Origin of the sequence: Streptomyces sp. CWNU-52B, assembly GCF_047444975.1 — a bacterium.
Taxonomy (GTDB): Bacteria; Actinomycetota; Actinomycetes; order Streptomycetales; family Streptomycetaceae; genus Streptomyces.
In genome coordinates, this window is the sequence record NZ_JBLFJV010000021.1 from 217,794 (window position 1) to 237,502 (window position 19,709).

The 19,709-nt window shown below is 70.4% G+C and carries 16 protein-coding genes and 1 pseudogene; 13 read left to right on the top strand and 4 right to left on the bottom strand.

All coding sequences use genetic code 11. The features are described 5' to 3' along the window. The first annotated feature begins 70 nt into the window (after positions 1–70). From ACLVWQ_RS21900 to ACLVWQ_RS21910, 3 genes and pseudogenes are all read left to right on the top strand, one after another. Positions 71–1,663, top strand: a complete 1,593-nt coding sequence (locus ACLVWQ_RS21900) for an alpha/beta hydrolase (protein WP_414110790.1) — start codon at positions 71–73, stop codon at positions 1,661–1,663. A 62-nt stretch (positions 1,664–1,725) separates the two neighbouring features. Beyond that, a pseudogene (locus tag ACLVWQ_RS21905) lies at positions 1,726–2,124 on the top strand (RidA family protein). A 73-nt stretch (positions 2,125–2,197) separates the two neighbouring features. Next, positions 2,198–2,758, top strand: a complete 561-nt coding sequence (locus ACLVWQ_RS21910) for an N-acetyltransferase family protein (RefSeq protein ID WP_414110791.1) — start codon at positions 2,198–2,200, stop codon at positions 2,756–2,758. Here ACLVWQ_RS21910 and ACLVWQ_RS21915 read toward each other — a convergent pair. Next, the gene (locus ACLVWQ_RS21915; RefSeq protein WP_414110792.1) at positions 2,710–3,771 is read right to left on the bottom strand and encodes an ATP-binding protein; all 1,062 of its coding nucleotides are present in this window, start codon (positions 3,769–3,771) and stop codon (positions 2,710–2,712) included. The genes ACLVWQ_RS21910 and ACLVWQ_RS21915 overlap by 49 nt on opposite strands. A gap of 422 nt (positions 3,772–4,193) precedes the next feature. Here ACLVWQ_RS21915 and ACLVWQ_RS21920 point away from each other — a divergent pair, with 422 nt between their 5' ends. Continuing rightward, positions 4,194–4,823, top strand: a complete 630-nt coding sequence (locus tag ACLVWQ_RS21920; RefSeq protein ID WP_414110793.1) for a response regulator — start codon at positions 4,194–4,196, stop codon at positions 4,821–4,823. A gap of 349 nt (positions 4,824–5,172) precedes the next feature. On the opposite strand, the gene ACLVWQ_RS21925 is transcribed toward ACLVWQ_RS21920, so the two are convergent. Further along, complete coding sequence (locus tag ACLVWQ_RS21925) at positions 5,173–5,772, bottom strand: adenylosuccinate lyase (RefSeq protein ID WP_414110794.1); 600 nt, start codon at positions 5,770–5,772, stop codon at positions 5,173–5,175. A 421-nt stretch (positions 5,773–6,193) separates the two neighbouring features. On the opposite strand from ACLVWQ_RS21925, the gene ACLVWQ_RS21930 reads away from it, so the two are divergent. From ACLVWQ_RS21930 to pssA, 9 genes are all read left to right on the top strand, one after another. Continuing rightward, on the top strand, positions 6,194–8,032 hold the full coding sequence (locus tag ACLVWQ_RS21930) for a 3-hydroxyacyl-CoA dehydrogenase family protein (protein ID WP_414110795.1): 1,839 nt from the start codon (positions 6,194–6,196) through the stop codon (positions 8,030–8,032). Between the two features lie 196 nt (positions 8,033–8,228). After that, positions 8,229–9,041, top strand: coding sequence for a TetR family transcriptional regulator (locus ACLVWQ_RS21935; protein WP_414110854.1), 813 nt, complete (start codon positions 8,229–8,231; stop codon positions 9,039–9,041). A gap of 411 nt (positions 9,042–9,452) precedes the next feature. Then, complete coding sequence (gene ccrA, locus ACLVWQ_RS21940) at positions 9,453–10,790, top strand: crotonyl-CoA carboxylase/reductase (RefSeq protein WP_414110796.1); 1,338 nt, start codon at positions 9,453–9,455, stop codon at positions 10,788–10,790. 9 nt (positions 10,791–10,799) lie between these two features. After that, a complete protein-coding gene (locus ACLVWQ_RS21945; RefSeq protein WP_414110797.1) occupies positions 10,800–12,848 on the top strand; it encodes a protein meaA in 2,049 nt (682 codons plus the stop codon). After that, the gene (locus tag ACLVWQ_RS21950) at positions 12,845–13,819 is read left to right on the top strand and encodes an HpcH/HpaI aldolase/citrate lyase family protein (RefSeq protein ID WP_414110799.1); all 975 of its coding nucleotides are present in this window, start codon (positions 12,845–12,847) and stop codon (positions 13,817–13,819) included. The genes ACLVWQ_RS21945 and ACLVWQ_RS21950 overlap by 4 nt, the downstream gene beginning before the upstream one ends. A 5-nt stretch (positions 13,820–13,824) precedes the next feature. Continuing rightward, positions 13,825–14,370, top strand: a complete 546-nt coding sequence (locus ACLVWQ_RS21955) for a MaoC family dehydratase (RefSeq protein ID WP_414110800.1) — start codon at positions 13,825–13,827, stop codon at positions 14,368–14,370. Between the two features lie 2 nt (positions 14,371–14,372). Continuing rightward, positions 14,373–15,578 (top strand): acyl-CoA dehydrogenase family protein, encoded by a 1,206-nt coding sequence (locus ACLVWQ_RS21960; RefSeq protein WP_414110801.1) that lies wholly within the window; start codon positions 14,373–14,375, stop codon positions 15,576–15,578. A gap of 170 nt (positions 15,579–15,748) precedes the next feature. Then, entirely contained in the window at positions 15,749–16,405 is a 657-nt protein-coding gene (locus tag ACLVWQ_RS21965) for a phosphatidylserine decarboxylase (RefSeq protein ID WP_414110802.1), read from the top strand. A gap of 22 nt (positions 16,406–16,427) precedes the next feature. Then, positions 16,428–17,246 (top strand): CDP-diacylglycerol--serine O-phosphatidyltransferase, encoded by an 819-nt coding sequence (gene pssA / locus ACLVWQ_RS21970; protein ID WP_414110855.1) that lies wholly within the window; start codon positions 16,428–16,430, stop codon positions 17,244–17,246. A 103-nt stretch (positions 17,247–17,349) separates the two neighbouring features. On the opposite strand, the gene ACLVWQ_RS21975 is transcribed toward pssA, so the two are convergent. After that, positions 17,350–18,624: an ABC transporter substrate-binding protein gene (locus tag ACLVWQ_RS21975; protein WP_414110803.1), complete on the bottom strand. Its 1,275-nt coding sequence runs from the start codon at positions 18,622–18,624 to the stop codon at positions 17,350–17,352. Next, the gene (locus ACLVWQ_RS21980) at positions 18,621–19,706 is read right to left on the bottom strand and encodes a branched-chain amino acid ABC transporter permease (RefSeq protein ID WP_414110856.1); all 1,086 of its coding nucleotides are present in this window, start codon (positions 19,704–19,706) and stop codon (positions 18,621–18,623) included. Before ACLVWQ_RS21980 ends, ACLVWQ_RS21975 begins: the two co-directional genes overlap by 4 nt. Between the last annotated feature and the right edge of the window lie 3 nt (positions 19,707–19,709).

The window sequence follows — 19,709 nt, forward strand, 5'->3', positions numbered from 1 at the left end:
CCGGAACGATACGGCCAAGCCGTGACACCCGCGGCGCCCTGCCCGGTACATCGATGTGAGGCGATTCCTTGTGAACCGACGCGCAGCCGCTCTGTGCGGTGCCGCCGCCGTGGTGGCCGGAATGATCGCCGCGGTCCCGGCCGGCGCGAGCCCCGGCCCCGTGGCCGCTCCGCCCAGCAGCCCGTCCGCCGACACGGCGAAGCCCACCTGGAAGAAGTGCGCCACCAAGAACTACCCGACGCTCCAGTGCGCGTCCCTGAAGGTGCCGCTCGACCACGCGAACCCGCGCGGCCGGACCGTCACGCTCGCGCTGTCCCGGGTGCCGCACACCTCGAAGAAGACGTATCAAGGGCCCCTGCTGGTCAACCCGGGCGGCCCCGGCGGCAGCGGTCTGACCCTCGCCGGGTTCGTCGCCGCCTCGCTGCCGAAGAGCGTGGCGGCGCAGTACGACGTCATCGGCTTCGACCCGCGCGGAGTCGGCGCGAGCAAGCCAGCGCTGAACTGCCGGCCGGGGCACTTCGCCCCGGTGCGCCCCGACTCGCTGCCCACCAGCCGCGCCCTGGAAAAGGCGAACCTCGACCGCGTCCGGGCCTTCGCGAAGGCCTGCGCGACGCAGCACAAGGACCTGCTGCCGTACATCGACACGGTGAGCGCGGTCCGGGACATGGACGCGATCCGGCGCTCTCTCGGCGCCAAGAAGATCAACTACTTCGGGTACTCGTACGGCACCTACCTGGGCGCCGTCTACGCGAAGCTCTACCCGGACCGGGTACGGCGCATGGTGCTCGACTCCGTCGTCGACCCCACCGGTGTCTGGTACGACGACAACATCGCACAGGACCACGCCTTCAACTCCCGCCACCGGGCCTTCATGGCGTGGGTCGCCCGGCACGACGCCACGTACGGACTCGGCACCGATCCGGAGAAGATCGAGGAGAGCTGGTACGCGATGCGGGCGGCGCTGGCGAAGAAGCCGGCCGGTGGGACGGTCGGCGCCTCCGAGCTGGAGGACACCTTCTCGCCGGGCGGCTACTTCAACGGCTACTGGCCGTATCTCGCCGAGGCGTTCGCGGCCCGGGTGAAGACCGGGAAGGACGACCTGCTGGTGGACGCGTACGAGAACTTCGGCGCCGTCGACGCGGCGGGCGACAACGGCTACAGCGTCTACACCGCGGTGCAGTGCCGTGACGCGAGCTGGCCGCGCGACTGGGACGACTGGCGCGACGACAACTGGGAGGTGTACGCGAAGGCACCGTTCCTGACCTGGAACAACGCCTGGTACAACGCCCCGTGCGCGTTCTGGCCCACGGAGCCGGCCGAGCCGGTGGACGTCTCTAACGACGCGGTGCCGCCGGTGCTGCTGTTCCAGGCGACGGAGGACGCGGCCACTCCGTACGAGGGCGGGGTCACGGTCCACCACCTGCTGCGGGACTCCAGCCTGGTGGTCGAGGAGGGCGGCGGCAACCACGGCATCACGCTGAGCGGGAACACCTGCCTGGACAAGCACCTGGCCGCCTACCTGACCGACGGCACGGTCCCGCGCGGCGCCGGCGAGGCCGACGCGGTGTGCGACACGCTGCCCGCCCCGGAGCCGCTGAGCGCGACGCCGGCCTCGTCCGCACGCGGCGCGACACTGCACGGGCTGCTCGGCTTCCGGAGCTGAGCCCGGCAACCGGGCGGCGACCCGTCGGGGGCGTTGTCAGTGCGGTGATGCAGGATCGGTCCATGACCGGACCGATCCGCATTCCCGCCCCCGACGGGGTCGCCCCCGCCGCCGCGTACTCGCATGTCGTCATGGGCACGGGCCGCTTCGTCGCGATATAGGGCCAGCTGGCGCTCGACGAGGCCGGCGCCCTCGTCGGCGCGGGCGACCCGGCGGCGCAGGCCCGCCAGGTCTTCGAGAACCTGCGGCGCTGCCTGGCCGCAGCCGGCGCCGGTTTCGACGACGTGATCAAGCTGACCTTCTTCGTCACGGACATGGCACACATGCCGGCCGTCCGCGCGGCCCGGGACGCGCACATCCCGCCGGACCGCCTCCCGGCCGCCTCGGCCGTGCAGGTGGCCGCCCTGGTGCGCCCGGAGTTCCTGATGGAGATAAAGGCGTTCGCGGTCCTGCCCGCGTGATCCAGCGGCCCGCCTCGTCTCCCCGGCCTCCGCCCCCCACCTGCCCTCGCGGGCCGCCGCCTAGGGTGCTGTCATGGACCGCTCCCCCACCCCCGTGCGCATCCGTGAGATGACCCTGGCCGACTGTCCACGCGTCGCGGAGATCCGCGTGCGCGGGTGGCAGCGCGCCTACCAGGGGTTGATGCCTCAGCCGTACCTTGACGGGCTCACCGTGGCGGACGAACTCCCGCGCCGGCGGGCCCACTTCGAGCGGGCGGGGGCCGGCGTGGTGAATCTCGTCGCGCAGCGCGCGGGCGAGGTCGTCGGCTGGTCCTGCCACGGCCCGTACCGCGAGGGCGAACGGCGCACCGGGGACGCCGAGTTGTACGCGATCTACGTCGACCCCGACCGGACCGCGCGCGGCACGGGCGGCGCTCTGCTGCGGGAGTCCCTCACGCGCTGCGCCGTCACGGGGCACGAGCGGATGCTGCTCTGGGTGCTCCGGGAGAACGTGCGCGCACGCCGTTTCTACGAGCGCGCCGGTTTCGCCGCGGACGGCGCCGAGGAGCCCTTCGAGGTCGAGGGCGTCGAGGTGCCCGAGGTGCGTTACGCGCGGCTGCTGGGCGGGGGCGGAGCGGGCCTCGCCGCCGCCTGAGGCCGAGGCGGGCCCGGTTCCTGGGGGAGGCTCACGCAGAACACGGCGCCGCTCGGGCGGCCGGGCTCGTACCAGGCGTCGCCGCCGTCGGCCCTGGCCAGGCTGCGGGCTATCCACAGGCCGAGGCCGGTGCCCTCGGTGGCCGCCGCGGTGGCGGGGTCGCGGCGGTAGCGCTCGAAGAGGTGCGGCACGAAGGACTCGGGGACACCGGGGCCGTGGTCCGCGACCCGCAGTTCGACGCGCCCGTCGTTCTCCCGCGCGGTGATCTCGACGGGTTCCAGGCCGTGGGCGAACGCGTTCTCCAGGTAGTTGCCGAGGATCTCGGAGAAGCCCACCCGGTCGACGCGCACCACCAGATGGGCCGGGACGGCGAGTCTCAGTCCCCGGCCGACGACCCCGGACTCCGCGAGCTGTTCCAGCAGGAAGCCCCGCACCTGCACCGGCTCCGGCGCGCCCGGCTGCGAGGCTCCGTCGATCCGTGCGGCGGTGAGGAGCTTGTGGACCAGCGCCTGCAGTCGGGCCGTGCGCTCCGCGATCCGCTCGATCACCTCCGCGCGCCGCTCGTCGGTCAGGTCCGGCGGCGGTTCTCTGAGGACGTGCACCAGGGCGCCCAGCGCGGCGAGCGGGTTGTGGAGCTGGTGCGCGGCCACCGCGACGACCGCGCTCTGGTGCTCCAGCGCGGCCTGGAGCACATGGTCGGCCTGCTGTCGGCGGGTCCCGTCGCGCAGCGCGGCCACATACAGCCGGCTGCCGTCGAACCGGGCACGGGTGACCGTCATCTCGACGACCTTGTTGCCGCCGTTCGGCAGGGCCAGCGTGACCTCGGCGGACTGCCCGTCGCCGAGCGGAAGGCCGAACGCGGAGCCGACCAGTTCGTCCGCGGACCGCTCCAGCAGCGCCGCCGCGGCCGGGTTGCAGGCCCGGACCCGGCCGTCGGCGTCGACCGCGACGATGCCGTCGGGCACGGCCAGCATCATGGCCTCGTACAGGTCCCGACGCCCGTCGTCAGTCATCGCGATCGTCCCTCGTGCCCCCTTCGCCGAGCCGCTGGTCCGTCCACCGAACCGATACCTCTCATGTCCCCCCGCATGTCCCCCCGCTTCGTCCGGACGTCCGAGAGCGGCCGGGCAGGAGGTACGCACGGCGCATCAGGCGCGGGTCGGCCGTCCGGGCGAGGGCCACCCCCCGCCCCGCTTCCGCCCGCCACGCTGTACGCACGGGTTGTGCCCCCGGCATACCCCACGTCGCCTGCCCCTGACCGGCCGTGCCCGGTGTTTCCTCGTCAACTCTGAACCTTGACAAGCCTGTTGGGCCAGATACGGGGAGCGCATTTCCGAGGTACGGCCGGGCCCGCCGGGGGCGTACGGCACTACGCTCGAAGCGCATCGCCGGCCCGGCCCGGGGAGAGCCGGCCGTCCGGAGGGGGAGGGTCGGGATGATCCGCGTGCTCGTGGTCGAGGACCAGCGCGCACTGGCCGACGCCCTGGCCATCGCCATCGGGGCACAACCCGACCTGGACTGCGGCGATGCGGTGGGTACGGTCGACGAGGCGTTGCGGGAGGCGGCCCGTCGGCCCCCCTCCGTGGTGCTGATGGACATTCATCTGCCGGGCACGGACGGCATCGACGGCACCCGGCTCCTGAAGGAGGCCCACCCTTCGGCACGGGTGGTGGTCCTGACCGCGGACGCGACCCCCGACCAGCTGGCGCGGGCGGTGACGGCGGGTGCCTCGGCGTTCCTCGCCAAGCACAGCGCGTTCGAGGACATCCTCACCGCGATCCGGACGACGGCCACGGGCCAGCTGCTCGTGGAGGAGTCGACGCTGACGGCCCGGCTGCCGCCCCGGCGGTGGAACGGGTACGGGCTGACCCGCCGGGAGCACGAGGTGCTCGTCCTGCTCGCCCAGGGGCACGGACTCAAGGCGATCGCGGACCGGCTCGTCCTCAGCCGGCACACCGTGCGCGGACATGTGAAGAGCCTCCTGGTGAAGCTGGGCGCACACAGTCAGCTGGAGGCGGTGGTCACGGCGAACCGGCTGGGAATCCTGCCGCGCGAGACCTCGTAGCCCGTGAATCAGCCCATCTGAGGGGGCCGTTCGCCCTGCCTGGGGGATGTCGGCCCGCACAGCCGTCGCTTATCGTGCGAAATGTGCGACCCCCCCACGGCAGCGGTCCGAGCCGCTGCCGGGCGACTTCCCGAATCCCATGTCGCACCCAGCCGGGCGGTCGCACACAGCGGGGCCGCCGGGGAGCAGGAACCGGGCCAGGTGCGCGGAGATGACGGCAGTTCGGATCCCGCGACGTTCGTCCGCCTGCCGGTCGCCCGTCTCCCGCCGGGCGAACCCCCGGCGGTCCCGCGTCCCCCCTCGGCCCGTTTCCGCGGCACCGGCAGCGGCAGCCGTCTGCGGCAGCCGTCTAGTGACGGTCCCGTGGCGTTCGCTGGGCCGGGAGCCGTTTCAGCGCGTCGGCCGCGGCACGGGCCAGCTCCGGGTGGACGAGCGCCTCGTTCAGGACGGGCCTGGCCCGTTCGTCGCCCAGTGCGCCCAGCCCGTCGACGCAGGCGACGGCGACCCGGCGGTACGGGTCGTGCGGGCGGAACCTGCGGGCGAGCGTGGTGATCAGCGCGGGTACGGACTCGGGCGCGCGGAGCTCGACCAGGAGCCGTACCGGATGGAGGGCGTAGGCGACGCGCAGTTCGTTGGTGGCGAGGGCCGCCGCCGCGCGGGCGGTGCGCGGGTCGCCGAGCCGGGCCAGGGCGTACGCGGCGGAGGCGCAGCGCTGCGGATCACGGTGGTTGAGCAGCAGGACCAGCGCCTCGAAGGCCCGCCGGTCACCGGCGACACCGAGTCGGAAGGCGGCCAGTTCCCGCGCCCAGAGCGGCTGTTCGGGAGCGATGAGTACAGCGGCCAGCTCGTCGAGGTCCTCGGTCGAGGCCAGCCGTTCGTACGAGAAGGACGCCATCGCGCCCGCCTCCTGCCGTAAGCGCTGGGTGAGCGTTCGCAACTCTTCGTCCATGTCGCAGAGACTAGACGCACAGGCCATCGGCGACATACGTCACAAGCATCCGGCGAACAGACGGGCTGGCGCGCTCGTTACTCACGAGTTAAGCTCAATCGAGCGAGTCACCCACTCGTGGATCTGCTCGTGGCGGCCTGGTGACGCAGCCGCCGCGGGAACACCCTCGCACCCTCCGGGGTGGTGAGGGAGCTGGTCGGTTCGGTACTTCAGGTACCTCAGTACGGCTCGGCCCCGGGACAGGGCCGGCCGGAATCTCTTCCACCGTTTCGCGGGACCGATGCTCCACCCCCGCGGACGGCACCGGGCGTGTGCGCTTCGCTGCCCGGCAGCACCCGCAACTTTCACAACCTCCGCACTCCGTGCGCCCTTCGGCGTACCCGTGCGTCCCTCAGTCGTCACTCATTCCTGGAGTCCCGCGATGGCCACTCCCCTGTCCGCCCCCTCCTCCGCCTCCTCCCCCTTGTCCTCCTCGCCGACGGCGGCGCCGCTCAGGACCGTCGCCGTCGTCGGCCTCGGCACCATGGGCACCGGGATCGCCGAGATCCTCGCCCGCGCCGGCCGCGAGGTCGTCGGCATCGACATCAGCGAGGCCGCGGCGGCCCAGGCCGTCGGCGCGCTGGAGTCCTCGACCGCCCGTGCCGTGGAGCGCGGGCGCCTCACCGGGCAGGAGCGCGACGACACCCTGGCCCGCTTCCGCACGTCCACCGATCTGCGGGCCGCGGCCGAGGCGGACCTGGTGATCGAGGTGGTTCCCGAGTCGTACGAGATCAAGCACCGGATCTTCCGGGACCTGGACGGTGTCGTGCGCCCGGAGACGATCCTGGCGACCGGCACGAACGCCCTGTCGGTGACCCGGCTGGCCGCCGACTCGGCCCACCCCGAGCGCGTCCTGGGGCTGCACTTCTTCAACCCGGCGCCCGCGATGAAGCTCGTCGAGGTCGTCTCGTCGGTGCTGACCGCGCCGGGCGCCGTCGCCGCCGTGACCGACCTCGCCCTGGAACTCGGCAAGGAGCCCGTCGCGGTCGGCGACCGCCCCGGCTTCGTCGCCGACGGACTGCTCTTCGGCTACCTCAACCAGGCCGCCGCGATGTACGAGGCCAAGTACGCCAGCCGCGAGGACATCGACGCCGCGATGCGGCTGGGCTGCGGGCTGCCCATGGGCCCGCTCGCCCTGCTCGACCTGATCGGCGTCGACACCGCGCGGACGGTCCTGGAGGCCATGTACGCGGAGTCGCACGACCGGCTGCACGCGCCGACGCCCGTGCTCAAGCAGCTCAGCGAGGCGGGTCTGACCGGGCGCAAGACGGGCCGCGGCTTCTACACGTACGACGCGCCGGGCAGCGCGACCGTCGTCCGGGACGCGCTGACCCCGCCCGACTCGGGGACCGGGGCGGCCGGCCGGACCGTCCGCTCGGTGGGCGTCGCGGGATCCGGGACGATGGCGTCCGGCATCGCCGAGGTCTTCGCGAAGGCCGGGTACGCGGTCGTCCTCGCCGCCCGCAGCGAGGAGAAGGCGGAACAGGCCAAGGCGCGTATCGGCACGTCGCTCGCGCGCTCCGTGAAAAAGGGGCGGATGACCGCCGAGGCGGCCGCCGGGACCCTGGACCGCATCACCCCGGCGGGTTCGTACGACGCCTTCGCGGAGGTCGATCTGGCGCTGGAGGCCGTCGCGGAGGACCTGGAGATCAAGCAGCAGCTCTTCGCGGTGTTCGACAAGGTCTGCAAGCCGGGCGCGATCCTGGCCACCACGACCTCCTCGCTGCCCGTCGTCGCGTGCGCCCGCGCCACCTCGCGTCCGCAGGACGTGATCGGCATGCACTTCTTCAACCCGGCGCCCGCCATGAAGCTCGTCGAGGTCGTGCGGACGGTCCTGACGGCCGACGAGGTGCACGCGACGGTCCGCGAGGTGTGCGCGAAGGTGCGCAAGCACCCGGTGGACTGCGGGGACCGGGCGGGGTTCATCGTGAACGCGCTGCTGTTCCCGTACCTGAACAACGCGATCAAGATGGTCCAGGAGCACTACGCGACGCTCGACGACATCGACGCGGCGATGAAGCTCGGCGGCGGCTATCCGATGGGCCCGTTCGAGCTCCTCGACGTGGTCGGCCTGGACGTCTCGCTGGCCATCGAGAAGGTGCTGCACCGCGAGTTCCGCGACCCGGGGCTCGCCCCGGCGCCCCTCCTGGAGCACCTGGTGGCGGCGGGCTGCCTGGGCCGCAAGACGGGCCGCGGCTTCCGCGAACATGCGCGACGCTGACCCGACCGGGAACGGGTCCCCCCTGTCCGCCCCCGGGGACGGGCAGGGGGACGGACCGGCCGCCGAAGGCGGGGACCGGCTCGCCGAACGCGCCGGCTGGGGCGGTCTGCTCGGCCCCGCCGACCCGGTCCCCTCCCTGGCCGGAGAAAGACCCGGTCATGAGCGCTCCGCCGGGTCCATGCAGTACGTTCGGGGCATGTCCCAGCCCGCCAAGTCCTCCCGTACGCCCGCCGCGTCCGACACCCCCGCGAGTGCCGCGGGCGGCCGGGCCGCCGCCCAGCGGCTCAAGATGCGCCGCGAGTTGGCGGCCGCCGCGATGGAGCTCTTCGCGACGAAGGGGTACGAGGCGACGACCGTCGACGAGATCGCGGCCGCGGCCGGGGTCGCCCGGCGCACCTTCTTCCGGCACTTCCGCTCCAAGGAAGAGGCGATCTTCCCGGACCACGACGACACCCTGATCCGGGCCGAGGCGGTGCTCAACGCCGCTCCGGCGCACGAGCATCCGCTGGACACGGTGTGCCGCGGGATCAAGGAAGTCATGAAGATGTACGCGGCCCGGCCGGAGATCTCGGTCTCGCGCTACCAGCTCACGCGTGAGGTGCCGACGCTGCGGGAGGCGGAGATCGCGTCCGTGGCCCGGTACGAGCGGCTGTTCACCCGCTATCTGCTGGGGCACTTCGACGAGCACGCGCACGACGACGACAACGACGACCCGTTGCTCGCGGAGGTCGCCGCGTCGGCCGTGGTCACCGCCCACAACCACGTACTGCGCAGGTGGCTGCGGGCGGACGGCCAGGGCGACGTCGAGAGTCAGCTGGACCACGCCTTCTCGATCGTCAGGAAGACCTTCGGTACGGGGATCGGCGCCGGGCGGGACACCGGGCCGCAGTCGGCCCCGGCGTCCACCGCGTCCGTGGAGGGCGAGGTACTGGTCACCGTCGCCCGGGTCGACGCCCCCCTGCACCAGGTGATGCGCACGATCGAGCAGGCACTCAGGGAACGGTCGTAGGGCTTTCGCACAGCCGGTTCGCGCAGCCTATTCGCACAGCCATAAAAGGGCGCCCCCTTCCGGAGGGGGCGCCCTTTTCTGATCGATCATCGCTCATCTGTTGCCGACAGATGACAAATGAGAGAAATTCTTGGCACTCGGTGCCTTGCTAGATGACACGCCGTGCCATACGTTGAAGAGGTCCGGGCGGCCGGCGTGCAGAGATCCCTCGTACGCCGGCTGTCCCCGCAAACCAAGGTCTGCGTGCCCGGACGCCTGCGTCACAGGCAACCTTCCGCGCCACAAAGCGCTGCCGAGCACCACCCTCCGCCGAACCGACGGCACGTCCCACCAGCAGCCACAGCCAGCAGCTACCCACGCCGACGTAACCCTCAGCGTTCTCCTCGGACGCTCATCGCCGGAGGCAACACCGTGAAGGAAATCCTGGACGCGATCCAGTCGCAGACCGCCACGTCCGCCGACTTCGCCGCCCTGCCCCTCCCCGAGTCCTACCGCGCGATCACCGTGCACAAGGACGAGACGGAGATGTTCGCCGGGCTCAGCACCCGCGACAAGGACCCCCGCAAGTCGATCCACCTGGACGACGTGCCGGTGCCGGAACTCGGCCCCGGCGAGGCCCTGGTGGCCGTGATGGCCTCCTCGGTCAACTACAACTCCGTGTGGACCTCGATCTTCGAGCCGGTGTCCACCTTCAGCTTCCTGGAGCGCTACGGCCGGCTCAGCGAGCTGACCAAGCGCCACGACCTGCCGTACCACGTCATCGGTTCGGACCTCGCGGGCGTCGTGCTGCGCACCGGCCCGGGGGTGAACGCCTGGCGGCCCGGCGACGAGGTCGTCGCGCACTGCCTGTCCGTCGAGCTGGAGTCCAGCGACGGGCACAACGACACCATGCTCGACCCCGAGCAGCGCATCTGGGGCTTCGAGACCAACTTCGGCGGACTCGCCGAGATCGCGCTCGTGAAGTCCAACCAGCTGATGCCCAAGCCCGGTCACCTCTCGTGGGAGGAGGCCGCGGCACCGGGCCTGGTCAACTCCACCGCGTACCGGCAGCTGGTCTCGCGCAACGGCGCCGGGATGAAGCAGGGCGACAACGTCCTCATCTGGGGCGCCAGCGGCGGTCTCGGCTCGTACGCCACGCAGTTCGCGCTGGCCGGCGGCGCCAACCCCATCTGTGTGGTGAGCAGCCCGCAGAAGGCGGACATCTGCCGGGCGATGGGCGCCGACGCGATCATCGACCGCAACGCCGAGGACTACCGGTTCTGGAAGGACGAGCACCACCAGGACCCCCAGGAGTGGAAGCGCTTCGGCAAGCGCATCCGTGAGCTGACCGGCGGCGAGGACGTCGACATCGTCTTCGAGCACCCGGGCCGCGAGACCTTCGGCGCCTCCGTGTACGTCACGCGCAAGGGGGGCACGATCGTCACGTGCGCCTCGACCTCGGGCTACCACCACGAGTACGACAACCGCTACCTGTGGATGTCCCTGAAGAAGATCGTCGGCTCGCACTTCGCCAACTACCGCGAGGCATGGGAGGCCAACCGGCTGGTCGCGAAGGGCAAGATCCACCCGACGCTCTCCCGGGTGTACTCGCTGGAGGAGACCGGGCAGGCCGCCTACGACGTGCACCGCAACCTCCATCAGGGCAAGGTGGGCGTGCTGGCACTCGCGCCCGCCGAGGGCCTCGGTGTGCGCGACGAGGAGAAGCGCGCCCAGCACGTCGAGGCCATCAACCGCTTCCGGAACGTCTGAGGTCCGAAGATGACAGAGCGCCAGACGCCGCAGGAGCGACCAGCGAAGGACCGGCCGTGGCTCATGCGCACCTACGCGGGCCACTCCACCGCCGAGGCGTCCAACGAGTTGTACCGGCGCAACCTCGCCAAGGGGCAGACGGGTCTGTCGGTGGCCTTCGACCTGCCGACCCAGACGGGCTACGACCCGGACCACATCCTCGCCCGCGGCGAGGTCGGCCGGGTCGGTGTGCCGGTGTCGCACCTCGGTGACATGCGCCGGCTGTTCCAGGACATCCCCCTGGAGCGGACGAACACCTCGATGACCATCAACGCCACCGCCATGTGGCTCCTGGCGCTCTACCAGGTCGTCGCCGAGGAGCAGGGCGCCGACGTCACCCAGCTCCAGGGGACGACCCAGAACGACATCGTGAAGGAGTACCTGTCGCGGGGCACCCACGTGTTCCCGCCGGTCCCCTCCCTCCGTCTGACGACGGACATGATCTGCTACACGGTCAACAACATCCCCAAGTGGAACCCGATCAACATCTGCAGCTACCACCTGCAGGAGGCGGGAGCCACCCCGGTCCAGGAGATCGCGTACGCGATGTCCACCGCGATCGCCGTGCTCGACGCGGTGTTCGCGTCCGGCCAGATCGCCGAGGACCGCAAGGGCGACGTGGTCGCGCGCATCTCCTTCTTCGTGAACGCGGGCGTCCGCTTCGTCGAGGAGATGTGCAAGATGCGGGCGTTCGGCCGCATCTGGGAGCGGATCACCCTTGAGCGGTACGGGATCGAGGACCCCAAGCACCGCCGGTTCCGGTACGGGGTCCAGGTCAACTCCCTGGGCCTGACCGAGGCCCAGCCGGAGAACAACATCCAGCGGATCGTCCTGGAGATGCTGGCCGTGACCCTCTCCAAGGACGCACGCGCGCGTGCCGTCCAGCTCCCCGCCTGGAACGAGGCGCTGGGCCTGCCCCGGCCCTGGGACCAGCAGTGGTCCCTGCGCATGCAGCAGGTGCTCGCCTACGAGAGCGACCTGCTGGAGTACGCGGACCTCTTCGAGGGCTCGCACGTCGTCGAGGCGAAGGTCTCCCAGCTGGTCGAGGACTCGTTCGCCGAGATCGGGCGGATCGAGGAGATGGGCGGCGCGATGGCGGCCGTCGAGTCGGGCTATCTGAAGTCGCAGCTCGTCTCCTCGCACGCCGAGCGCCGGGCCCGGATCGAGTCGGGGGACGAGAAGATCGTCGGCGTCAACATCTTCGAGTCGACCGAGCAGAGCCCGCTCACCGCCGACCTGGACGCCGCGATCATGACGGTCGACCCGGCGGTCGAGGCCCGGGTGACCGCGGCCCTCGCGGACTGGCGGGACACCCGCTACCAGCCCCCCTTCAACCACCCGCGCCCGTGCAAGGCCCTGGAGCGCCTGAAGGAGGCCGCGAAGGGCACAGGCAACCTCATGGAGGCCACCCTGGAGTGCGCCCGCGCCGGGGTCACCACCGGCGAGTGGGCCGGCGCCCTGCGCGAGGTGTTCGGCGAGTTCCGCGCGCCCACCGGTGTGTCGTCCGCGCCCGTCGCGTTCTCCGCCGAGGAGGGCTCCTCGATGGCCCTGGTCCGCCGCAAGGTGGAGCGGACCGCGCGGGACCTCGGTGTCGGCAAGCTCCGCTTCCTGGTGGGCAAGCCCGGCCTGGACGGCCACTCCAACGGCGCCGAGCAGATCGCCGTACGGGCCCGCGACGCCGGGTTCGAGGTGGTCTACCAGGGCATCCGGCTCACGCCCGAGGAGATCGTCACCGCGGCCGTCGCCGAGGACGTCCACGGCGTCGGCCTGTCCATCCTGTCGGGCTCGCACGCCCAGTTGGTGCCCGACGTGCTGGAGCGGCTGCGCGAGGCCGGCGCGGCCGACATCCCGGTGATCGCCGGCGGGATCATCCCGAACGCCGACGCCGAGCAGCTCAGGGCCGCGGGAGTGGCCGCGGTCTTCACCCCGAAGGACTTCGACATCACGGGAATCATCGGCCGTATCGTCGACGAGATCCGGAAAGCGAACAAGCTCGACCCTCTGGAGGTCCCCGCATGACCAGCCCTGCCCCCCAGGTCAACCGCCTGCGTCCGCGGCGTTCCTGCCTGGCCGTGCCCGGCTCGAACCCCCGCTTCCTGGAGAAGGCCCAGGGCCTGCCCGCCGACCAGGTCTTCCTCGACCTGGAGGACGCGTGCGCCCCGCTGGCCAAGCCGGAGGCGCGGCACACCATCGTCAAGTTCCTCAACGAGGGCGACTGGACGGGCAAGACACGGGTCGTCCGCGTGAACGACTGGACGACGCAGTGGACGTACCGCGACGTCGTGACGGTGGTGGAGGGCGCGGGACCCAACCTCGACTGCATCATGCTGCCGAAGGTCCAGGACGCCCAGCAGGTGATCGCGCTCGACCTGCTCCTGACGCAGATCGAGAAGACGATGGGCTTCGAGGTCGGCAAGATCGGCATCGAGGCGCAGATCGAGAACGCCCAGGGCCTGAACAACGTCAACGAGATCGCGACGGCTTCCCAGCGCGTCGAGGCGATCATCTTCGGCCCGGCCGACTTCATGGCGTCGATCAACATGAAGTCGCTGGTCGTGGGTGAGCAGCCGCCCGGTTACCCGGCGGACGCCTACCACTACATCCTGATGAAGATCCTGATGGCCGCCCGCGCCAACAACCTCCAGGCGATCGACGGGCCCTACCTGCAGATCCGCAACGTCGACGGCTACCGCGAGGTCGCCGGGCGCGCCGCCGCCCTCGGGTTCGACGGCAAGTGGGTGCTGCACCCCGGTCAGGTCGAGGCGTCGAACGAGATCTTTTCGCCCTCCCAGGAGGACTTCGACCACGCCGAGCTGATCCTGGACGCGTACGACTACTACACGTCGGAGGCGGGCGGCAAGAAGGGCTCCGCGATGCTCGGCGACGAGATGATCGACGAGGCCAGCCGCAAGATGGCCCTCGTCATCTCGGGCAAGGGCCGCGCCGCGGGTATGCAGCGCACGTCGAAGTTCGAAGCCCCGGAGGCCTGAGCAGCATGCAGTTCGGACGCACCTACGAGGAGTTCGAGGTCGGGGCCGTCTACAAGCACTGGCCCGGGAAGACGGTCACGGAGTACGACGACCACCTCTTCTGTCTCCTGACCATGAACCACCACCCGCTCCACATGGACGCCAACTACGCCGAGAGCACCACGGACTTCGGCAAGAACGTCGTGGTCGGGAACTACGTCTACTCCCTGCTGCTCGGCATGTCGGTGCCGGACGTGTCGGGCAAGGCGATCGCCAACCTGGAGGTGGAGTCGCTGAAGCACGTCGCGCCCACCTTCCACGGCGACACGATCTACGGCGAGACCACGGTCCTCGACAAGACGCCCTCCCGGTCGAAGAACGACCGCGGGATCGTGTACGTCGAGACCAAGGGGTACAAGCAGGACGGCACGCTGGTCTGCGTGTTCCGCCGCAAGGTGATGGTCCCCACCGAGACGTACATCAAGGAGCGCGGCGGCGAGCAGCCCGGCCGCCCGGAGCCGAAGGCCCCCGCGGCGAAGAAGGCCCCGGCCGACCAGAAGACGGAGAACTAGCCATGGCGCGACTCGCCCAGACCGCCGGCCTGACCGACATCCAGCGGGAGATCCTGTCGACCGTACGGGACTTCGTGGACAAGGAGATCATCCCGGTCGCCACCGAGCTGGAGCACCGCGACGAGTATCCGCAGGCGATCGTCGACGGACTCAAGGAGTTGGGCCTGTTCGGCCTGATGATCCCCGAGGAGTACGGGGGCCTGGGCGAGTCGCTCCTCACCTACGCGCTGTGCGTGGAGGAGATCGCGCGCGGCTGGATGTCGGTGTCCGGCATCATCAACACCCACTTCATCGTGGCCTACATGCTCAAGCAGCACGGCACGCAGGAGCAGCGGGAGTACTTCCTGCCCCGGATGGCGGCGGGCGAGGTGCGCGGCGCGTTCTCCATGTCCGAGCCGGCGCTCGGCTCCGACGTGTCGGCCATCACGTCGAAGGCCGTGAAGGAGGGCGACGAGTACGTCCTGAACGGGCAGAAGATGTGGCTCACGAACGGCGGCACGTCGACGCTCGTGGCCGTTCTCGTGAAGAGTGACGAAGGCCACCCCGAGGGCACCGCGCCCCACAAGTCGATGACGACCTTCCTGGTGGAGAAGGAGCCCGGCTTCGGTGAGGTCCGCCCCGGCCTGACCATCCCCGGGAAGATCGACAAGATGGGCTACAAGGGTGTCGACACCACCGAGCTGATCATGGATGGCCTGCGCATTCCGGCCGATCGGGTGCTCGGCGGCACCACCGGCCGAGGTTTTTACCAGATGATGGACGGCGTCGAGGTCGGCCGGGTCAATGTGGCCGCGCGTGGCTGCGGTGTCGCCCAGCGTGCGTTTGAGCTGGGGGTTTCCTACGCGCAGCAGCGGCACACCTTCGGGAAGCAGATCGCACAGCACCAGGCGATCCAGTTCAAGCTGGCCGAGATGGCTACCAAGGTCGAGGCCGCCCATGCGATGATGGTGAATGCGGCTCGCAAAAAGGACTCCGGGGAGCGAAACGACCTCGAAGCAGGGATGGCGAAGTACCTCGCCTCCGAGTACTGCAAAGAGGTGGTTGAGGACGCCTTCCGGATCCACGGCGGCTACGGCTTCTCCAAGGAGTACGAGATCGAGCGCCTCTACCGCGAGGCACCGATGCTGCTGATCGGCGAAGGTACCGCCGAGATCCAGAAAATGATCATCGGACGCAGGCTGCTCGAAGAGTATCGACTCCAGGGTTAGATATACCGATTCGGGGTGTTTTCATCGAGAAGAAGATCACACCCCGTCAGCTGTCTTCGGACGCCGACTCGGCTTCCTGGCTTGCCCAGTTGTGGCCCGCGACCGGTACCATCCCGGGAAAGCCGCCGTCCCCAGTCACAGTGCGGCATCATCCGCTACGAAGGTCATCCATGCCCCACAGCCAAACCTCTGCACCACGCGACAGCCGGGCCGGCGTACGTATTGCGCGCGGAGCCTCGCCGTGGCTCCTCCCGACCGTCGCCACCGCAGCCCTCAGCCTGGTACGCGCGCGCAAGTCCGGCGCCGCCAAGGCCGTGGCCGTGCCCGCCACCGCTCTCGCGGCGGGCATGCTGTGGTTCTTCCGCGACCCCGAGCGCGAGATCACCCAGGGCCGGGTCATCTCCCCGGCCGACGGTGTGGTGCAGAGCATCATGCCGTGGAAGGACGGACGGACCCGCGTCGCGATCTTCATGAGCCCGCTCAACGTCCACGTCAACCGCGCGCCGCTGGCCGGCACGGTGGCGTCCGTCGAGCACATCCCCGGCGGCTTCGTCCCGGCCTTCAACAAGGAGAGCGAGAACAACGAACGCGTTGTCTGGCACTTCGACACCGAGCTCGGCGACATCGAGATGATCCAGATCGCCGGCGCGGTCGCGCGGCGCATCGTGCCGTACATCCCGCAGGGCACGAAGGTCGAGCAGGGCGAGCGCATCGGGCTGATCCGCTTCGGGTCGCGCGTCGACATCTACCTCCCCGAGGGTGTGGAGGTCGACGTGGAGGTCGGTCAGAAGACCGTGGCTGGGGTGACTCGCATTGACCGTGATTGATCCCGAGACGCAGGCCGGGTGGGTGCCGGAGGCCGATGAGCTGGACGACGAGGAGGAGATGCCCCTCTCTCTCCGCCTCTCGATAGCGGACACGCTCACGCTCGGCAACGCCACCTGTGGCTTCATGGCGGTGTACTTCACCACCACCGGCATCCTGATCCCGCACCTCACGGGCAGCCAGGAGACGGGCATGGCGCGGCACAGTGCCGCCACCACCGTGATCCTGATGCTGTGCGCCGCGGTCTTCGACCTGTTCGACGGCCTGGTGGCCCGCAAGCTGCGCTCCTCCCCCATGGGCGCGGAACTGGACAACCTGTCCGACCTGATCAGCTTCGGTCTGGCGCCGGCGTACTTCGTCCTCGTCTACGGCATGGTCGCCGACGACGCGCACCAGCGAGTGGCGGCGGTGGGGGCGATCGTGGTCCTGCTGGCCGTCGTGCTCCGACTGGCCAGATTCTCGTGTGTCACCGTCAAGGACGGCACCTTCCAGGGCATGCCGTCTCCGTTCGGAGCGCTGACGGTCGTCTCGATCGTCCTGCTCGAGCTGCCGTTCGTCGCCACGCTCCTGGCGATCATCGGTACGGCGTGGCTCATGGTGAGCCGGGTCGAGTACCCGAAGCCGCGGGGGCGCCTCGCCGTGGCGATGCTCTCCTGGATCGTGTTCAGCATGGCGCTGCTGGTGTCCTGGGCGTTCGACGCGCCCGGTGGGCAGCTGCTGCTGCAGACCGGGTGTGCGTTGCAGCTGGTGATGGGAGCGGTCATCCCTCTCTTCGCCACCGCTCGCAAGGTGAACAATTTCCGTGGCAACCGGCGTGAGGCCAGGGCGACGCAGTTGCCCTAGCGGTCACCCGCCGTGTGGTGTGGGAAGGGCCCCGAACCGGATGGTTCGGGGCCCTTCCCGTGTCGGCTGCCGCCGGTTCGTACGGTGTCCGCGCCCCGAAAGATCAGCCGCTCGGGGTGTACGCCGTTGCCGCGTCCGAGGCCGCTGCCTCCTGGACCACCTTCATGCCGCCCGTGACCGACTTGTCGGGCTGGAGGATGACGCTCTCCTTGGAGGAGGACGCCTTGGGGTCGGTGAAGTCCTGGGGAATGCCGAAGCCCGTGTCCAGGGCGTCGATGGTGAGCAGGGCCTTGTCCACGCCCTCCCGGGTCAGGTCCTTGGCCGTGCAGGCCTTCTTCAGGGCCTCGCCGAACGCGGAGGCGGCCGTCCAGCCGGCGACCACACCGTTGTCGAGGGCATCCTTCGGATAGGCCTTCTTGTAGTCGGCGACCAGCTTCTTCGCCTGCGGGGTGTCCGCGCCGATGGGCAGCGAGGGCGAGGCCACGTAGTAGTTCTTCGTCAGTGCCGGGCCCGCCTGGGTGGCCAGGAGCTGCGGGGCGAAGGCGGAGTTGTTGCCGATGATCGGGACGTCGAAGCCGCCGGCCGCGGCAACACCGACCAGGGAGGCCGCCTGACGGGGGCCCGCGCTGATCACGACGGCCTTGACCCCGGCGCTCTTCAGGGCGGCGACCTGCGCGGTCATGTCGTTGTCGGTCGGCTTGATCTTCTGCTCGACGACGGTCAGCCCCGCCTCCTTCGCGATGTGCTTGGAGCCGATGAGCGCGCTCTCGCCGTAGTCGCCCTCGAAGTAGACGTGCCCGAGTTTGTCACCCTTCTTGAGGCCCTTCTCCTTCATCAGGAAGTCGACGGCGTTGATCGTCTCGATGTCGTACGTGGACCCGATGACCCGGATGTACGGGCTGCCGAGCAGCGCGGACGACCACGCCTGCGGCAGGACCAGGCCCTTGTCCTGCCCGTCGATGCGCTTCTCGACCGCGGCGACGAACGGCGAGCCGATGAACTGGGCGAACCCGAGCACCTTCGGCGCCAGCTCCGTGTACCCGGAGACGGCCTTCTGCGGGTCGTAGCCGTGGTCGCGGACGCTGAGGGCCACCTTGTAGCCGCACACGCCCCCGTCGGCGTTCAGCTGCTTCACATAGAGCTGCTGGGCCTGGGTGACGCTCTTGCCGAGGGTCGCGTAGACCCCCGTCATATCGGTGAGGGCGCCCAGTGTGATGGTCTTGCCCGAGATGCCCTGGCCGGTCTTCACCTCGCCCGCGGCCGTGTCGCCCTTGGCGTCGTCGTCCTTGGCCTTCGAGCTGCAGCCGGACAGCACCAGCAGCGCCGCGAGTGCTCCGGCGGCCACCCTGGCCGTGTAGGTCGCGTTCGTCGTGCTCATCGTTCCTCCCCTGGATCGGTCCTGAAGCGTCGTCCGGCGGCCACCCTGACCAGGCCGCCGGGCAGGAAGAGCACCACCGCGACAACGGCGGCGCCGTAGAGGTACCGGGATGCCTCGCCCGGTGCGATCCCGCCCGTACCGGGGGCGGAGACCAGGGGCAGCGCATCGCTGTAGCGGGTCAGCAGCTGCGGCAGCACGGAGACGAAGACCGCCCCGATCACCGCCCCCGAGACCGAGCCGAGCCCGCCGATGACGATCATGGCGAGGTATTCGAGCGACAGCGTGATGCCGAAGTAGTCCGGCACCGTCCGCTGGAAGACCAGGGCGAGCAGGACGCCCGCGAGGCCCGCGTACATCGAGGACAGGACGAAGACGGCGGCCCGGTAGCGGGCCACCGGGACGCCGATGACTCCGGCCGCGACGCGGTGGTCGCGGATCGCGTTCATGGCGCGTCCCGGGCGCCCCCGCAGCACCCCGCGGGCGAAGAGCCCGCAGCCGAGGAGCAGCACGAGGCCCGCGTACCAGAGTTTCTCGGCCGAGCCGAACGGCACGTTCGCGACGAGGAGCTCACGGTCGTCGAAGGTGAGCCCGAACAGGCTCAGGGGCGGTACGTCACGGCCGTTGAAGCCGCCCGTGAGGTCGCGCGCGTTGAACAGCACGTGCTGGCCGATGAAGATCAGCGCGAGGGTGGCGATGCCCAGGTAGGCGCCGCGCAGCCGGCCCGCGATGGGGCTGAAGACGCCTCCCGCCAGGCCCGCGACCAGCACGGCGAGGACGGCCGCGAGCCAGGACGGCAGGCCCAGGCCGGTCAGCCCGTCACCGCCGTCCGCGGCGAACACGCAGTAGCCGTACGCGCCGACCGCGAGGAAGAAGGCGTGCCCCATGGACAGCTGGCCCGTGGAGCCGGTGAGCAGGTTGATCCCGATCGCGCCGATCGCCGCGGCCATCGCGAACAGGCCCGCCTGGAGCCAGAACCGGTCCAGGTAGAAGGGCAGGGCCAGCAGGAGGAGAGCGCCGACGCCCCAGACGTACGTACGGGTGCGGGTGACGAGCCGCAGTGGTCCGGCGAGGGCTTCGGACACGGG